The sequence below is a fragment of the Sphingomonas sp. genome (genome assembly GCF_041661885.1).
Lineage (GTDB): Bacteria > Pseudomonadota > Alphaproteobacteria > Sphingomonadales > Sphingomonadaceae > Sphingomonas.
In genome coordinates, this window is record NZ_JBAZTL010000001.1 from 668,792 (window position 1) to 684,198 (window position 15,407).

At 64.6% G+C, this 15,407-nt stretch carries 17 protein-coding genes; 7 read left to right on the top strand and 10 right to left on the bottom strand.

The features are described 5' to 3' along the window. The first annotated feature begins 103 nt into the window (after window positions 1-103). Window positions 104-784 carry a serine O-acetyltransferase EpsC gene (gene epsC / locus WC704_RS03320; protein WP_372888545.1) on the top strand — a complete coding sequence of 227 codons (681 nt, stop codon included), beginning with the start codon at window positions 104-106 and terminating at the stop codon, window positions 782-784. Continuing rightward, on the top strand, window positions 784-1,125 hold the full coding sequence (locus tag WC704_RS03325) for a DUF2794 domain-containing protein (protein WP_372888546.1): 342 nt from the start codon (window positions 784-786) through the stop codon (window positions 1,123-1,125). The genes epsC and WC704_RS03325 overlap by 1 nt, the downstream gene beginning before the upstream one ends. A 43-nt stretch (window positions 1,126-1,168) precedes the next feature. Here the strand turns inward: WC704_RS03325 and WC704_RS03330 are convergent, their stop codons facing one another. The 9 genes from WC704_RS03330 to WC704_RS03370 form a co-directional block, all read right to left on the bottom strand. Further along, window positions 1,169-2,200 (bottom strand): hypothetical protein, encoded by a 1,032-nt coding sequence (locus tag WC704_RS03330; RefSeq protein WP_372888547.1) that lies wholly within the window; start codon window positions 2,198-2,200, stop codon window positions 1,169-1,171. Between the two features lie 74 nt (window positions 2,201-2,274). Continuing rightward, window positions 2,275-3,174 (bottom strand): SDR family NAD(P)-dependent oxidoreductase, encoded by a 900-nt coding sequence (locus WC704_RS03335; RefSeq protein WP_372888548.1) that lies wholly within the window; start codon window positions 3,172-3,174, stop codon window positions 2,275-2,277. A 223-nt stretch (window positions 3,175-3,397) separates the two neighbouring features. Then, window positions 3,398-4,090, bottom strand: a complete 693-nt coding sequence (gene phoB, locus WC704_RS03340) for a phosphate regulon transcriptional regulator PhoB (RefSeq protein WP_010187105.1) — start codon at window positions 4,088-4,090, stop codon at window positions 3,398-3,400. A gap of 13 nt (window positions 4,091-4,103) precedes the next feature. After that, complete coding sequence (gene phoU, locus WC704_RS03345) at window positions 4,104-4,796, bottom strand: phosphate signaling complex protein PhoU (RefSeq protein WP_372888549.1); 693 nt, start codon at window positions 4,794-4,796, stop codon at window positions 4,104-4,106. Window positions 4,797-4,806: 10 nt separating this feature from the next. Next, on the bottom strand, window positions 4,807-5,577 hold the full coding sequence (gene pstB, locus WC704_RS03350; RefSeq protein ID WP_372888550.1) for a phosphate ABC transporter ATP-binding protein PstB: 771 nt from the start codon (window positions 5,575-5,577) through the stop codon (window positions 4,807-4,809). After that, the gene (gene pstA / locus WC704_RS03355) at window positions 5,574-6,788 is read right to left on the bottom strand and encodes a phosphate ABC transporter permease PstA (protein WP_372888723.1); all 1,215 of its coding nucleotides are present in this window, start codon (window positions 6,786-6,788) and stop codon (window positions 5,574-5,576) included. The genes pstB and pstA overlap by 4 nt, the downstream gene beginning before the upstream one ends. Window positions 6,789-6,855: 67 nt before the next feature. Further along, a complete protein-coding gene (gene pstC / locus WC704_RS03360) occupies window positions 6,856-8,226 on the bottom strand; it encodes a phosphate ABC transporter permease subunit PstC (protein ID WP_372888551.1) in 1,371 nt (456 codons plus the stop codon). Window positions 8,227-8,265: 39 nt separating this feature from the next. Beyond that, on the bottom strand, window positions 8,266-9,330 hold the full coding sequence (locus tag WC704_RS03365; protein ID WP_372888552.1) for a substrate-binding domain-containing protein: 1,065 nt from the start codon (window positions 9,328-9,330) through the stop codon (window positions 8,266-8,268). Between the two features lie 75 nt (window positions 9,331-9,405). Beyond that, window positions 9,406-10,677: an ATP-binding protein gene (locus WC704_RS03370; protein ID WP_372888553.1), complete on the bottom strand. Its 1,272-nt coding sequence runs from the start codon at window positions 10,675-10,677 to the stop codon at window positions 9,406-9,408. Window positions 10,678-10,757: 80 nt separating this feature from the next. On the opposite strand from WC704_RS03370, the gene WC704_RS03375 reads away from it, so the two are divergent. Genes WC704_RS03375 through WC704_RS03390 form a run of 4 tightly spaced genes read left to right on the top strand, consistent with a single transcriptional unit; the run spans window position 10,758 to window position 13,294 of the window. Further along, the gene (locus WC704_RS03375; RefSeq protein ID WP_372888554.1) at window positions 10,758-11,150 is read left to right on the top strand and encodes a hypothetical protein; all 393 of its coding nucleotides are present in this window, start codon (window positions 10,758-10,760) and stop codon (window positions 11,148-11,150) included. Between the two features lie 4 nt (window positions 11,151-11,154). Continuing rightward, the gene (locus WC704_RS03380) at window positions 11,155-11,442 is read left to right on the top strand and encodes an HPr-rel-A system PqqD family peptide chaperone (RefSeq protein WP_372888555.1); all 288 of its coding nucleotides are present in this window, start codon (window positions 11,155-11,157) and stop codon (window positions 11,440-11,442) included. Then, window positions 11,439-12,299 carry an HprK-related kinase A gene (locus WC704_RS03385; RefSeq protein WP_372888556.1) on the top strand — a complete coding sequence of 287 codons (861 nt, stop codon included), beginning with the start codon at window positions 11,439-11,441 and terminating at the stop codon, window positions 12,297-12,299. Before WC704_RS03380 ends, WC704_RS03385 begins: the two co-directional genes overlap by 4 nt. Then, window positions 12,284-13,294 (top strand): nucleotidyltransferase family protein, encoded by a 1,011-nt coding sequence (locus tag WC704_RS03390; RefSeq protein ID WP_372888557.1) that lies wholly within the window; start codon window positions 12,284-12,286, stop codon window positions 13,292-13,294. The genes WC704_RS03385 and WC704_RS03390 overlap by 16 nt, the downstream gene beginning before the upstream one ends. A gap of 6 nt (window positions 13,295-13,300) precedes the next feature. Here the strand turns inward: WC704_RS03390 and WC704_RS03395 are convergent, their stop codons facing one another. Further along, window positions 13,301-13,975 (bottom strand): HAD-IA family hydrolase, encoded by a 675-nt coding sequence (locus WC704_RS03395; protein WP_372888558.1) that lies wholly within the window; start codon window positions 13,973-13,975, stop codon window positions 13,301-13,303. Between the two features lie 61 nt (window positions 13,976-14,036). On the opposite strand from WC704_RS03395, the gene glmU reads away from it, so the two are divergent. Further along, a complete protein-coding gene (glmU, locus tag WC704_RS03400; RefSeq protein ID WP_372888559.1) occupies window positions 14,037-15,407 on the top strand; it encodes a bifunctional UDP-N-acetylglucosamine diphosphorylase/glucosamine-1-phosphate N-acetyltransferase GlmU in 1,371 nt (456 codons plus the stop codon).

Here is a 15,407-nt window from a genome sequence, read left to right on the forward strand (position 1 = left end):
ACAAGATAGATAGGAATTATTCTTATGAAGTTGGCGACGAAGTGGTCCTTTTATTCGCTCGACCGAGCTCCTAAATAATCGCGGATCATAAGGGGACAAAGCCATGATGGGTCGGTTGCTCGCCTATCTCGATTCGATAAAGGCGCGCGATCCGGCCCCCCGGTCGCGGCTCGAAATTCTCACTTATCCGGGTGTGTGGGCGCTGGCGTACCACCGGATCGCGCATCGCCTGTTCAAGGCGCGGCTGTTTTTCCTGGCGCGCGCGGTGAACCATTTCTCGCGCTTCATGACCGCGATCGACATCCATCCGGGTGCCACGATCGGGCGCAATTTCTTTATCGACCACGGCTTCGTCGTGATCGGCGAAACCGCCCATATCGGCGACAATGTCACTATCTATCAGTGTGTCACGCTGGGCGGCACCAACCCCGACAATGGCGTGGCCGGCAAACGCCATCCAACCTTGTGCGACAATGTCATCATTGGGTCTGGCGCGCAGGTGCTGGGGCCGATCACACTTGGCATGGGTTCGCGCGTCGGGGCCAATGCGGTGGTGACCAAGGATGTCGTCGAAGGGGCCGTGATGGTCGGCATCCCGGCGCGGGCGAGCATGGTTGAAGGTGGGCAAAAGCCGGCGGGCTTCCTCGCTTATGGCACGCCGTGCAGCGATATGTTCGATCCAGCGACGCAGCGTGTGGAGTTGCTGCGCTGCGAACTCGAAACGATGCGCAAGCGTCTCGACGCATTGCTGATGGAACATCATGAGGAGCGTGACCGCGCCTGATGGGGACGGTTACACCCTTCCCAAGCCCGCGCGGCACGCCGCTGCAAATCGGGTTCGAGCGGATCGAACTGACGCGGATCCTGGATTTATACGGGCGGATGGTGTCGGCCGGTCTGTGGCGGGATTATGCGATTGAGTTGGGGCACGACGCCGCAATTTTCGCCGCCTTTCGCCGCGCCGCCGAGCGCCCCGAATTCCGCATCGAAAAGCGCCCGGCCTTGCGCAACCGGCAGGGCATGTGGGCGCTGGTCAGCGAAGCGGGTGTTGTGCTGAAACGTGGCCACGAACTCGGCCCCGTGCTGGCGCCGGTCGAGCGACGCCTTATGAAAGTGGTGGACTAAAAACCCCAGCCCCGCGCGCCATCGGGCGGGGCTGGGGTGCAGGTTATGCGGCGACCATCGTGCCGACCGGCGGCAAACGCTCGCCCATCCGCCCGAGCGTGCCCACCACCAACCGCCGCATTACCGGCCAGAAGGCAGAAAGCGTCAACAGTGCCGAGCCGATCACAAGCGCGGTGAACGCCCAGGCAAGCTCGATCGCGCCCGCATTCTGGAACAGCGCGTACATCGCGTAGAGCACATAAGCGAGGCTCGACACCAACAACGCACGCCGGTCGACCGCGAGCGCGACAAAGGCGAAGGCAAGATACAGCGCCAGCACGATCAGCGCGGTGCCGATGGCGATGCTCCCGCCAAAGACTCCAAGCATATGGAAGATCGGATGCGCGATCATCGGCGCGGCGGCAAGGTGGAGCCAGAAGGCGACATCGGCGCGGCGTGTGCGCCGTTCACGATCGGACATGTCCCACCACATGGCGAGCGCGAACACGCCGACGCCGCACGCCAGCACCAGCGGATAAACCAGGTCCTGCATCGCCGGGAACGCCGCGAAGGTCAGGCCGATTACAACACCAACACTCGCCGCTGCCCCCGCTGCGACGGTGATCGGCACCATGAAGCGCCGCCAATGCGCCCAAGCCGCCGCCGTGGCAACGAGTGCAATCCCCGCACCGATTACGGCATTGACCTGATTGGAAAGGTCGGGGTGCAGTTCGACCATTACGCCGATCAAGCTCGCCGCCACGCCGCCGACAAAGGCGAGCAGCAGCAAAATGCTCGGCAACGCCATGCGGCGCACGCGCGTGAAATACTCGGCCAATGCCCAGGATGCCGCCGCGACCAAGGCCCCTGCCAAGGGCGTGGTGATCGACTTGCCGATCCATGCCACCGCGACCAGCACCAGCGCCAGTGCGATCGACACGAAAATGTCGTTGAATCCGGTCAGCAGCCGGAAATGTTCCTCATCGACTGCCGGTGCCGCGCTGCGCGCGGCGACATGGTTGCGCAGCGCAGCGGCGGCATCGCGCGAGATCGCGCCTGCCGTCACCGCACCGTCAATATCGCTTTCGCTATACATGATCGTCCTCCTGTTGGTGGCAGGAGGCTATCACGAGTGTATCGCTGTAGCAATACAGCGTGTCGCTGGGGGCGTCAGCCGCCCTGCAGCTTCTTGAGGATGCTCATCGACTGTTCCGCGCCGTTTTGCGGGGTCAGCTCGCCCGCACGGTCGGTAATCTCGGCCCAGTGCGCCGCGATGCCCTCGGGCGACAGGTCGTCACCGGTCAGCAATTTGCCTTGCGTCAGCGTGACATAGGCCGCCTGGAACACACCCGCGCCCGCACCGACGATCATGTTGGTCGGCGCTTCCTCGGACACGAGATAGAGCGCGGCGGGGGCGACCTTCTCGGGCGCGAAGGCGGCGAAGGCTTCGGCCGGGAACAGGTCTTCGGTCATGCGCGTGCCTGCGGTCGGTGCGATCGTGTTGACCTTGATGTTGTTCTTGGCCCCTTCGATTGCGAGCGTCTTGGTGAGCCCCGCAAGGCCAAGCTTGGCCGCACCATAATTGGCCTGGCCGAAATTGCCGTACAACCCGGTCGAGGATGCGGTCATCAGGATGCGGCCATAATTCTGCTCGCGCATCGTTTCCCACACTGCCTTGGTGCAATGCGCCGAACCGTTTAAATGGACGTCGATCACGAACTTGAAGTCGGCGGGCTCCATCTTGGCGAAGCTCTTGTCGCGCAACACGCCGGCGTTGTTGATGAGAATATGCACGCCACCCCAGGTCTCCTTGGCCTTGGCGACCATCTCGACCATCTGCTCATATTCGGTAACGCTGCCGCCATTCGAGATCGCCTCGCCGCCCGCCGCCTTGATTTCCTCGACCACCTTCAGCGCGGCATCGGAATGGCCGGTGCCATCGCGCGCGCCGCCGAGATCGTTGACCACGACCTTCGCGCCACGCCGCGCCAGCTCGAGCGCGTAAGCACGGCCCAGACCACCGCCGGCACCGGTGACGATGGCGACCTTATCGTCGAAACGAATGGACATAGCAGGACTCCTCCAAGTGATTTGAGGCGCGTCCTAGGCGATTAAACGCGGCGTGCAAGCCACGATCGCCATACTGAACTTACGAAACGGCTGGCATGTGGGGCTCCGCACGCCATCCGTAAGGGAAAGTCAAAATGGCGTTTTAGCGCTCGGGGCGCGGGGGCCGCGCGCAAGCCGCAGTGTGTGTTGTTTCTCTCGCCCGCCGCACGTGCGCCGATGTGTTTTACGCCCCCGAATCGAGCGCGTAGCCCGCCGAGCGCACGGTGCGGATGATGTCGGGCCGGTCACCGCGATTGATCGCCTTGCGCAGCCGACGAATGTGGACGTCGACGGTGCGGCTTTCGATGTCGCTGTCATGGCCCCATACCGCATCGAGCAAGCGCTCGCGCGAGAACACCCAGCCGGGATGTTCTAGGAAGTGCTTGAGGAGGCGAAATTCGGTGGGCCCAAGCGGGATAACCTCGCCCGAGCGGCGCACCTTGTGGCCGACCGTGTCCATCTCGATGTCGGAATAGGTCAGTTGCTCGCCCGCCAGCGCCGGGCGCACGCGCCGCAGCACCGCGCCGACGCGCGCGACCAGTTCGCGCGGGGAAAAGGGCTTGGTGACATAATCATCGGCACCCGTCTCCAGCCCGCGCACGCGATCCTCTTCCTCACCACGCGCGGTGAGCATGATGATCGGCACGTTGGCGGTTTCGGGCATCCGGCGCAGGCGGCGGCACACTTCGATGCCCGATAGACCCTCAACCATCCAGTCGAGCAGCACGATATCGGGGGTGTTTTCCTTGGCGAGCAGCAGCGCTTCCTCGCCATCGGGGGTCTGCGCGATTTCGAAATCCTCGCGCTTGAAATGCCAGATCAACAGCTCGGCGAGCGCGGCGTCGTCTTCTACCAGCAACATCTTGGCGCGGGCCATATCGTTTACTCCGTTACGAGGTAGGGATGTCGCCGCGGTCGCGTTCGGCCATGTGCGTGCCGGTTGCGGCGAAATAGATCATCTCGGCAATGTTGGTGGCATGGTCACCGACCCGTTCGAGATTCTTGGCGATGAACAGCAATTGCGCGACCTGACCGATCGTCTTCGGGTTTTCCATCATGTGCGTGACGAGCACGCGGAACAGGCTGTTGTAGAAATCGTCGACCTGCCGGTCGCGATCACACACTTCCACCGCCGCTGCCGCATCGCGCGCGGCGAAGGCGTCGAGCGCGTCATGCACCATCTGCACCGCCAGTGCCGACATGGCGGGCAACACCGACAGCGGCTCGATTTCGCCGTGGCTCTCGATTATGGGGACGCGCTTGGCGATGTTCTTGGCATAATCGCCGATGCGTTCGACCACGCCCGCGATCTTCAGCGCGGCGACGACTTCGCGCAGATCATCGGCCAGCGGCGCGCGCAACGCGATGATCCGTACAGCAAGCTGCTCGACTTCCATCTGCAACGCGTCGATGCGCTTGTCGCCCGCGACGATCTCACGCGCGCCTTCCAGATCGTGACGGCGAAGCGCCTCCATTGCGGCATCGATGGCATGTTCGGCCAACCCGCCCATCTGCGCGATCAACCCGCGCAACTGGCCAATATCTTCGTCGAAAGCTTTCACCGTATGGTCGTTCAAGGGCATTGTCCTGCGTTCAGCCGTAGCGGCCAGTGATATAATCCTTGGTGCGCTCTTGGCGTGGATTGGTGAAGATGTCCGAGGTCGCGCCATATTCGACCAGCGTACCCAGGTGGAAAAAGGCGGTGCGCTGCGACACACGTGCCGCTTGCTGCATGTTATGCGTGACGATCACGATCGCATAGCGCCCCTTCAATTCATGGATCAGTTCCTCGATCTTGGCGGTGGCGATCGGGTCGAGTGCGGAACACGGCTCGTCCATCAGGATCACTTCGGGGTCGACCGCGATCGCGCGCGCGATGCACAGGCGCTGCTGCTGGCCGCCGGACAGCGCGGTGCCGCTTTCGCTCAGACGATCCTTGACCTCGTCCCACAACCCGGCGCGGCGCAGCGATTTTTCGACGATCTCTGCCAGTTGCGGCTTGTTGGCGGCAAGGCCGTGGATGCGCGGACCGTAAGCGACATTTTCGAAGATCGATTTGGGGAAAGGGTTTGGCTTCTGGAACACCATGCCGACGCGCGCGCGCAATTGCACCACGTCCATATCGGGCGAATAGATGTTTTCGCCGTCCAGCGTGATCTCGCCCTCAACCCTTGCCGAAGCGATCGTATCGTTCATGCGGTTCAGCGTGCGCAGGAAGGTTGATTTGCCGCAGCCCGACGGTCCGATCAGCGCGGTGACATGATCCTGCCCGAAATCGAGCGAGACATCGGCAATCGCCTGTTTCGCGCCATACCACACGTTGACGTGCTGCGCGGAGATCTTGGGTTGGTTGGTTATGCTCACCAGCGGGTCTCGAATTTGTTACGGAGGTAGATCGCGAAGCCATTCATCGCGAGCAGGAAGACGAGCAGCACGATGATCGCCGCGCTGGTCTTTTCGACGAAACCGCGGTCGATCTGGTCCGACCACAGGAAGATCTGCACCGGCAACACGGTCGCCGGATCGGTCAGCTTCGCGGGTGGTGAGGCGATGAACGCGCGCATCCCGATCATCAGCAGCGGCGCGGTTTCGCCCAGCGCGCGCGCCATGCCGATGATCGTGCCGGTCAGGATGCCGGGCAAGGCGAGCGGCAGGACATGGTGGAACACCACCTGGATCGGGCTTGCGCCAACGCCGAGCGCGGCATCGCGGATCGACGGTGGCACCGCCTTGATCGCGTTGCGCCCGGCGATGACGATCACCGGCATCGTCATCAACGCGAGCGTCAGTCCGCCGACGATAGATGCCGAGCGCGGCATCCCGAAAGTGCCAAGGAACACCGCCAGCCCGAGCAGGCCGAAGATGATGGAAGGGACCGCCGCCAGGTTGTTGATCGACACCTCGATCAAATCGGTCCAGCGGTTCCGCGTGGCATATTCCTCGAGGTAGAGCGCGGACAGAACGCCGATCGGAAAGGCGATCAGCAACGTCACCAGCATCGTGAACAGCGATCCCTTGAACGCCCCCCAAATCCCGGCGCGCGTCGGGTCATTCGAATCGGAGGCGGTGAGGAAGGGCAGGTTGAACCCGGTTGAAATCGCGCCGCGCGCCTGCAATGTGGCGACGATTGCTTCGGCGGCGGGGTCGCCCTGTCGTTTGACCGCGACATCGATCGTGTCGGCAGCGGGCACCCACACGATGCTGCGTCCGCGGAGGATGGCGGGGTTGTGTTTCACTGTCTCACGGACGCTGAGCCACGCCCCGTCCGACAGCCACTGGTCGCCGTTCTTGCCGAATGCGCTGATCGCGGCAGCGCCGGTCGCGCGTTCGATCCCGGCACCGGCCAGCGCCAGGTCGGCGCCCGGACCGTGCAGGCGGGCCGGGTCGAGCATCAGCCCGGCGCGGGGGAAATCGATCGGCAGCGCGATCCGCGTTTGCAGGAAGCCGCTGGCGCCGTTCATCAGCATCGTCACCAGCAGCACCGCGAGAAAGCCTGCCGACAGCACCACGGCAGCAAGGCCGAGCATCCGAAACCGCCGTTCGGCGCCATAACGGCGACGGATGCGGCGCTGCATCGCGGGGGCACGCCAATCGGTCGGCGCGCGGTCACCAGCGGAGTTTGTGGAGTGGGCGGCGGCGATGTCACTCATATGCTTCGCGATACCGTTTCACGACCGTCAGCGCGACGATGTTGAGGAGCAAGGTGATGATGAACAGCGTCAGCCCAAGCGCGAAGGCGGCGAGCGTCTTCGGGCTATCGAACTCGGCCTCGCCGGTCAGCAGATCGACGATCTGCTTGGTTACGGTGGTGGCGCTGGCAAAGGGGTTGAGCGTCAACGTGGCAACGCCCGATGCCGCCATCACCACGATCATCGTCTCGCCGACTGCCCGGCTGACCGCCAGTAGAACGCCGCCAACCACGCCGGGCAGGGCAGCGGGCAGCAGGACACGCTGGATCGTCTCGGACGAGGTGGCGCCCATCGCCAGGCTGCCGTCGCGCATCGCGTCGGGCACGGCAGCGAGCGAATCGTCGGCCATTGACGATACGAACGGGATAATCATCACCCCCATCACCAGCCCGGCGGCGAGGGCGCTTTCGGAACTGGCCCAGGTGATCCCGATCGAAACCGCGAAATCGCGCACTGCCGGGGCGACCGTCAACGCCGCGAAATAGCCATAGACGACGGTCGGCACGCCCGCGAGCACCTCCAGCGTCGGCTTCATCCAGCGGCGCGCGGTGGGCGTGGCATATTGGGTGAGGTAAACCGCGCTCATCAGCCCGAACGGGATTGCCACCAGCATTGCAATCACCGCGCCGATGAAGAAGGTTCCCCAGAACAGTGGCACCGCGCCCAGCGTCTTGCCTGGGTCGGCGGGGTCGATCACCTGTGGGCTCCAATGCGTGCCGAACAGGAAATCCCCGATTGGGACGATCGTGAAAAAGCGCCAGGATTCGAACAATAAGGATGCAACGATGCCCATCGTCGTCAAAATCGCGATGAGCGACGCCGTCAACAACGCCGCCATCATCACGCGTTCGATCTTGCTGCGTGCGCGGAAATCGGGGCGGACGCGGGTATAGGCAAAGCCCCCTGTCGAAAACGCCAGGAGCAACGCAACCGCCGCGCCAATCCAGTCATTGCGCGCCTGCGCCGCCGCATAAGCCGGCGCGAGCGTCTTGGACAGCGGGTTGAACGCGCCGAAACTATTGCCCGAAGCGAGGCTGCGCGCCTCCGACAGGATTGCCGCACGATCGAAACCCGGTGGCGGCAATTGCGCGGCGGCAGGCGCGCGCAATACGCGGTCGGTGACCAAAGCGGGCGAGGTCGCTGACCAGATGCACAGGAACAACGCAGCCGGCAATACAGTCCACAAGGCGACGTACCCGCCGAAATGCGACGGCAACGAACTGAACCGCGCCGTACTGCCACGGCGAAAGCTGACGGCGCGCAGGCGCGCCGTCAGCCAGCCGATCAGGCCGAGCCCGGCAATGACCAGGAAAAGAGCAAGCATGGACAAAGCGAGGGTTCGACTTCGAGCAAGAGGGGAGGATTAGAGCAACTTTTTCGGATCGAGCGGGATCTCGTCCTTTACGATCTGGGCGCTGCGTTTGCGCACGTCTTCGGGGGCCGCGATCAGGCCCTTGGCGACGAGCGGACCCTTGGGGTCCCACGCGTCGGCATAGAGCCCCAGAAATTCGCGCAAGCCCTTGATCGCGCTGAGATGCGCCTTCTTGACGTAGAGGAACAACGGACGCGACCCCGGATACGCGCCACGCGCGATCGTCTCATAGGTCGGCTCGACCCCGTTGATCGGCACGCCGTTCAACTTGTCCCTATTCTCTTCGAGATAGGAATAGCCGAAGATGCCGATCGCGTTCGGGTTCGATTGCAGCTTTTGCACGATCAGATTGTCGTTCTCGCCAGCATCGACATAGGCACCGTCCTCCCGGATTGCGGTGCAGCCCTTGGCATAAGCCGCCGGATCCTTGTCCTTGTGGTCGGCCAGCGTCGGATTGATCGCGTCGCAGCCCTTGGCGAGGATCAGTTCGGCCAGCGCGTCACGCGTGCCGCTGGTCGCGGGCGGACCATAAACCTGGATCGGCACCGCTGGCAGTGACGGATTGACGTCCCTCCACGTCTTCGCGGTGTTCTTCTGCCCCATCGGCGACGCGGCGAGGGCCCGGTAGATGTCGACCGCCGTCAATTGCAGCTTGGGGCCGGTCTTCGATTCGGCAAAGGCGATGCCGTCGAGTCCGACCTGAACCTCGATAATGTCGGTAACGCCATTGTCCCTGCAGCTATTATATTCGCTCGCCTTCATCCGGCGCGAAGCGTCCTCAATGTCGGGGTGCGCGGCACCGATTCCGGCGCAGAACAGCTTCATCCCGGCCCCGGTTCCGGTCGACTCAATCGCGGGCGACTTGGTGCCCGGGGTTTTGTTGACGAACTGCTCGGCGACGATGGTGGTGAAGGGAAAGACCGTCGATGAACCGACGACCGTGATGTGGTCGCGCGAGCCCGCGCCGCCGCCATTTGCCTGATCCTGACAACCCGTAAGCGCCAGCGCAGCCGCGCTCGAGGTGGCAAGAGCGAGTATCGCGCATTTCCTGGTCATGGAATCTCCCCTCGGGCACTGGACGGCCCCAGACTCGGGCTACCACGGCGACGGGCTGCCTGTGTGACATTGACGTTACCGTTTGATGACAGCGTCCTGGTTGTCGGGTGCTGGATGCGCATTGGCCTGATATGCTTGCGCATGGGCCGGGAGCATCACCGTGATCGTGGTGCCTTTTCCAACGGTGCTGGCAACGTCGAAACGTCCGCGATGGCGTTCGATGATATGCTTGACGATTGCCAGCCCAAGCCCGGTGCCGCCCGCCGCCCGGCTGCGACCGGGGTCGACGCGGTAAAATCGCTCGGTCAGCCGTGGCAAATGCTCGGGCGCGATGCCATCGCCTTCGTCGGCAACGCTGATCCGCACCGTACCGGCGGCATCACGCCATAATTTGACGGTGATGGGTGAGCCTGGCCGCCCATATTTCATCGCATTGCCGATAAGATTGTGGAGCACCTGGCTCAATTGCGCGCGGTCACCCGCCACCGGCGGAACGCCAAGGTCGATATCGGTGACGATGTCGCCGCTGCGCGAATCCTGCGCGTCCAGCAATTCAGAACGGACTTCGCCGATCAATCCGCTCAGATCCACCGCGCGGTCTGGCAGGCGATATTTCTCGGCCTCGATCCGACTGAGCGAAATCAGATCCTCGACCAAGCGCTGCATCCTTCGCGCTTCATCGAACATGATCTTGAGGAAACGGCCACGGACCTGCGCATCTTCGCCCGCTTTGTCGTCGCCGAGCGTTTCGATATAGCCGAGGATCGAGGCGAGCGGGGTGCGTAGCTCGTGGCTGGCATTGGCGACGAAATCGACGCGCATCCGCTCCGCTGCATGGTTGCCGGTCTGGTCGACCAGTTGAACGATGCGCTGCCCCCCGCTGGCGCGCGCGACGTGCATTTCCCAATGCTGGTCCTTCGTGCCCAGCCCGACCAGATTGATCGGTCCTTGCGGAACCCCCGTGGTCGGGCTCGCCAGGCGCTCGGCGGCGCCGGGGTGGCGGATGGCGACGCGCACATCTTCACCCACGATATGTTTGCCGAGCAGCGCCAGCGCGACGGCGTTGGCATGGGTGACGCGCCCCTCCGCCACGATCAGCACGGGTTCCACGATCGCCTCGATCACTTCGCGCACTTCGGGCGGGGTCGGTGCGCGCACGCTTTCGACCGGGCGCAGCATTTCGATCGGGCCGTCGCCCGTGCCCGTTGCCGCGAGCGACGCCGCGATGCCGCCCACCAGCGTGATGATCGCGGGTTGCAAGTCCCAGTTGAGCAAAAACACCGCGACTGCGGCAACGACGACCAGTGCAATGGCCGTGACTGTTCGAGAACCGAAACCGTGGAGCATGGCCTGCGCCTTAGCCTAAAGATCGTTAACCCCGATAGCCTTGCTTGCCAGCCTTTTGCGAATGTGAAAGGGCTTATGCGATGAACGACGATATGCCCGATCTTCCGACCCCCACGCGCCGGCGCGCGTTGATGCTTGGCGCGGTTGGCGCGGCGGCGGTGGTGTCGATCCGTCCGGCACTGGCATCGACCGCAGCCTCGATTTCGACCTGTGAGATTCCGGTGCCGGATTCGGGCCGCGCAGGCAGCTATATCGCGGCGGACGGTTCGGTGGTGCCAGCCGGAACGAAGGGGGCGTTCGCGCCGCCGGGGCGGCCTTTCAAGGGCGAAGAGGTCAAGACCGCGCTGGCGGGCGGGCAATTGCCTGGCACCAATTACGAGCAGAGCCGCGCCTACACCAATTACATCCGGCGGCTGCAATCGGGGACGAGCGGGTTCACCTGTTTCGCATCGCTGCAAATGCCGCGCGGCTGACGCCGTGAACGAATCCCGCGGCGATATCGTGTATCGCATGGCGCGGCCGGAAACGCTGAAGATCGTACATCTCGACGCTTTCGCGGCGGTGTTCCACCGCGCGTCGGGCATCACGCATCTGGTAACCTCGCCGGCGCCGGAGATCCTCGCGACATTGGGCGAGGCAGGGATGACGCGCGCCGGTCTGCTGGCGCGGTTGTCGGTCGATTATGCGCTGGGCGATGCGGACGAGGCGGCATTGCTCGCGCGGCTGGAGGAACTGGTGGCAACCGGTCTGGTCGCGGTCGCATGAAGCACGTGTTTCAGGTGCGGATCGGCCCGGTCGGCTTTCGCGTCGGATCAGACTGGCGCGCGCCGATTGCGCACCTCGAAACGCTGTATGCCGCTTATCCCAAACCGCAGGATGGCGTGCCCGATTTTACCGTGCGCCTGTTCGCCGCGCGGCCGTGGCGGCGAATCGTGCGCCCGGCGGTGATGATTGGCGGGGATTATGTCCTGCCCGAGGCGGCACCGCTCCCGCTCGCGCAAGGCTTGCTCGCCGCCGAGATGGGGATGAATTTGCAGATGGCGCTCGGCCAGCGCCATTTCCTGCTGCTTCACGCGGCGGTGGTCGAACGCGATGGGCAAGCGGTGATCCTCACCGGCGTATCGGGGGCGGGAAAATCGACGTTGGCGGCGTTGCTGTCGCTGCGCGGCTGGCGCTTGATGGGGGACGAATTCGCCTTGCTCGATCCCGCCACCGGCCTGCTCCACGCCTTTCCCCGGCTGGTCAGCTTGAAAAACGCCAGCATCGCGACCGTCGCCGCCGAGGTTCCGGTCGAGCGGTTCGGGCCGGTGCTGGGGGGGACGCCCAAGGGCACCATTCGCCATCTCGTCCCCGATGCGGCGGGGTTGGCGGCGATGGATGTTCCGGCAAAGCCCGCTTTGATCCTGTTTCCGAGCTTTGGCTACGAATCGGCGACGCGCAATGTGGCGCAAAGCGAGGTGTTCGTGCGCCTGACCCAGGCATCGACCAATTATGTCGCGCTGGGCGAGCGCGGCTTCGCTGCGCTGACCGGGCTGGTGCAAGGCGTGCCTGCGCGCGCGATCGACTATCCCGATACCGACAGCGCGATTGCGCTGGTGGAGGCGGCATGGGCCGCGCGCTAGACGGCTGGGTGCTCGCGCGGGTGCTGCGCGACCCCGGCAGCGTTGGGGTATTGGACGCAGACGCTTGGACGGCGTTGCTTGCCATTGCCCGCGCGGAACAGATGATCGGAACGCTGGCGTGGCGGCTCGCCGGGCTCGCCGTGCCGCCATCGGTCGCGCGGATTCTCGCCGATGCCCGTGCTTCCGCCGAACAGGGGCGGGTGGCGGCCTTGTGGGAGGCGGAAGTCGCGCGCCGTGTGCTCGCACCGCTCGGCGTGCGGGTCGTGTTGCTCAAGGGCACCGCCTTCGTCGCGGCGGGGTTGCAGGCTGGGCAAGGGCGTTCGATCGGCGATCTCGACATCCTCGTGCCGCGCGCGGCGCTGGATTCGGTCGAGGCGGCGTTGCTGGGGGCTGGCTGGGAATGGGTGAAGCCCGATCCCTATGACGATGCCTATTACCGGCACTGGATGCACGAGCTGCCCCCGCTCATCCACCGTGACCGTGACCGGATGATCGACGTCCATCACACCATCCTGCCGCTGACCGCGCGGATCACCCCCGATGCGGGCGCGCTGCTGGCGGACGCGGTGGAGTTGAAACCCGGCCTATGGGCGTTGTCACCCAACGATATGCTGGTCCATGCGGCGGCGCATCTGTTCGCCGATGGCGACCTGGCGGGCGGAATGCGCAATCTGTGGGACGTGCAGTGTTTGGTTGCCGAGTTTGGCACCGATGGCCTCGCCGCACGGGCGACGCGGCACGGCCTGTCGCACGAAATGGCCCGGGCGTTGCGGCTGGCGGCGGCGCTTTATGGCGATGGTGCGCGATTGACCGGGGTTGACCGGTGTTACCTGTACCGCCTCACCGCGCGCGATGGTTGGGGCAGGGCGACGCGGCCCTTTACGCGCATGGCCTTCTATCTCCGCTCGCACTGGTTGCGAATGCCGCCCGCAATGCTGGCGCGGCACTTGTGGACCAAGTGGCGCAAGGGCGGTGCGGGGCCCGTGTCAGGCTGATCGACGTCACGCTGACAGGCGCTCCAGCGTCGGCACCAGCGCGTCGAACGAATCGATCACGGCGTCGGCACCCATTTCCTCGACCGGATGGAGCAGAAAGCCGAAACTGACGACGATGCCCGGAATTTCGGCATTCTTCGCGGCCATGATGTCGTAGATCGAATCGCCGACGAACGCGGCGTTCCCACCACCGCAGCGCTGGACCATCGCGTCGATTGGCGCGCGGTTGGGTTTGGACAGACCGGGGCCCAGCGTGTCGCCACCGATGATGCACGCGAACCGTTCGCGTAAGCCGAGATCGTCGAGCAGCCGCAGCGCCAGGCTCTCGAACTTGTTGGTGACGATCGCTGCCGTCACACCCATCGCATCGAGCTGATCGAGCGCGGCGACCACGCCGGGGAAGGGCCGCGTATGCACCGATAGATGCTCGCTATAATAAGCCAGCATCCGCTTGTAGAGCGGACGGAACACTTCGGGTGTGCAACCGCCGGTCGCCTCCAGCCCCTGGGTCAGCATATGCTTGGCCCCGCCGCCGACCATCGTCTTGACTTGCTCGACACCCAGCAACGGTCGCCCGGCGAACGCGAGCGTGTGGTTGACCGCGTCGGTCAGGTCGCCGCTGCTGTCGACCAGCGTGCCATCGAGGTCGAACCCGACAATCGCGAAGGAATTCTTTGTCATGAACGGTTGCCTGACAGCGTTGCTCTGGAAATGGCAAGAGCGTCGTGGCAGGGCAGTCCGCATGGCTACCGCACCCGCACCGAACATCGCCGCCGTCATCCTTGCCGCGGGCAAGGGCACGCGCATGAAGTCGGATTTGCACAAGGTGCTTCATCCGATCGCGGGGCACCCAATGCTGCTGCATCTGGCGGAGAGCGTCGCGGCGCTGAAGCCGGAGCGCACCGTCGTCGTGACAGGCGCGGGGCGCGAGCAGGTCGAGGCGGCGGTCGCCCCGCTCGGCATCGTCACCGCACTACAGGCCGAACAGCTCGGCACGGGCCATGCCGTCGCGCAAGCCGAAGCCGCGCTCGCCGGTTTCGAGGGCGATGTGCTGGTCCTCTATGGCGATGTACCCTTGGTGTCGTCTGCAACGATGCAGGCGATGGTCGCGCGGCTCCACGCGACCGATGCGCCCGCCGTCGTGGTGCTCGGCTTCCGCCCCGCCGATCCCGCCGCTTATGGCCGGATCATCGCCGACGAAGCGGGCGTCATTGCCAAGATGGTTGAATATAAGGATGCGAGCGAGGCCGAACGCGCGGTCACCCTGTGTAATTCCGGGCTGATGGCGGTGCGCAGCGCCGATCTGTTCGCGCTGCTGGCGCGCATCGGCAACGATAATGCGGCGGGCGAATATTATCTGCCCGACATCGTCATGCTCGCCGCCGCCGATGGGCGCGCCTCTGCCGTGATCGAAACCAGCGCGGCGGAAGTCGCCGGCGTCAACAGCCGCGCCGAACTGGCGGGCGTGGAGCTATCCTGGCAGAACGCCCGGCGCGCGCAGGCGATGGCCGATGGCGCGACGCTGATTGCGCCGGAAACCGTGTGGTTCGCTTATGATACCGTGCTGGGGCGCGATGTCGTGATCGAGCCCAATGTCGTGTTCGGCCCCGGCGTCACCGTGGCGGATGGCGTGGCGATCCACGCTTTCTCGCACATCGAAGGGGCGACGATCGGCGCTGGCGCCGAGGTTGGTCCGTTCGCGCGGTTGCGGCCCGGCGCGGTGCTGGGCGAGCATTCCAAGATCGGCAATTTCGTCGAAATGAAGAAGGCCGTGCTCGGCGCGGGGGCAAAGGCCAGCCACTTGACCTATCTTGGCGATGCCGAGGTTGGCGCCGGTGCCAATATCGGCGCGGGCACGATCACCTGCAATTATGATGGCTTTTTCAAGTATAAGACGGTGATCGGCGCGGGCGCGTTCATCGGCTCCAATTCGGCGCTGGTTGCCCCGGTGACGATTGGCGCGGGCGCGACGGTCGGTGCGGGATCGGTCATCACCAGGGATGTCGAGGCCGATGCGCTGGCGCTCGCGCGCGGCAAGCAGGAGGCGCGGCCCGGCTGGGGCAAGCGCTTCCGCGTTGCGATGGCGGCGAAGAAGGCCGCCGCCAGGAAATAG

Excerpts from the sequence above, each read along its gene's own strand:
- epsC (WP_372888545.1), top strand. The coding sequence starts at position 104 with ATGATGGGTCGGTTGCTCGCCTATCTCGATTCGATAAAGGCGCGCGAT.
- WC704_RS03325 (WP_372888546.1), top strand. The coding sequence starts at position 784 with ATGGGGACGGTTACACCCTTCCCAAGCCCGCGCGGCACGCCGCTGCAA.
- WC704_RS03330 (WP_372888547.1), bottom strand. The coding sequence starts at position 2,200 with ATGTATAGCGAAAGCGATATTGACGGTGCGGTGACGGCAGGCGCGATC.
- WC704_RS03335 (WP_372888548.1), bottom strand. The coding sequence starts at position 3,174 with ATGTCCATTCGTTTCGACGATAAGGTCGCCATCGTCACCGGTGCCGGC.
- phoB (WP_010187105.1), bottom strand. The coding sequence starts at position 4,090 with ATGGCCCGCGCCAAGATGTTGCTGGTAGAAGACGACGCCGCGCTCGCC.
- phoU (WP_372888549.1), bottom strand. The coding sequence starts at position 4,796 with ATGCCCTTGAACGACCATACGGTGAAAGCTTTCGACGAAGATATTGGC.
- pstA (WP_372888723.1), bottom strand. The coding sequence starts at position 6,788 with ATGCAGCGCCGCATCCGTCGCCGTTATGGCGCCGAACGGCGGTTTCGG.
- pstC (WP_372888551.1), bottom strand. The coding sequence starts at position 8,226 with ATGCTTGCTCTTTTCCTGGTCATTGCCGGGCTCGGCCTGATCGGCTGG.
- WC704_RS03365 (WP_372888552.1), bottom strand. The coding sequence starts at position 9,330 with ATGACCAGGAAATGCGCGATACTCGCTCTTGCCACCTCGAGCGCGGCT.
- WC704_RS03370 (WP_372888553.1), bottom strand. The coding sequence starts at position 10,677 with ATGCTCCACGGTTTCGGTTCTCGAACAGTCACGGCCATTGCACTGGTC.
- WC704_RS03375 (WP_372888554.1), top strand. The coding sequence starts at position 10,758 with ATGAACGACGATATGCCCGATCTTCCGACCCCCACGCGCCGGCGCGCG.
- WC704_RS03385 (WP_372888556.1), top strand. The coding sequence starts at position 11,439 with ATGAAGCACGTGTTTCAGGTGCGGATCGGCCCGGTCGGCTTTCGCGTC.
- WC704_RS03390 (WP_372888557.1), top strand. The coding sequence starts at position 12,284 with ATGGGCCGCGCGCTAGACGGCTGGGTGCTCGCGCGGGTGCTGCGCGAC.
- WC704_RS03395 (WP_372888558.1), bottom strand. The coding sequence starts at position 13,975 with ATGACAAAGAATTCCTTCGCGATTGTCGGGTTCGACCTCGATGGCACG.
- glmU (WP_372888559.1), top strand. The coding sequence starts at position 14,037 with ATGGCTACCGCACCCGCACCGAACATCGCCGCCGTCATCCTTGCCGCG.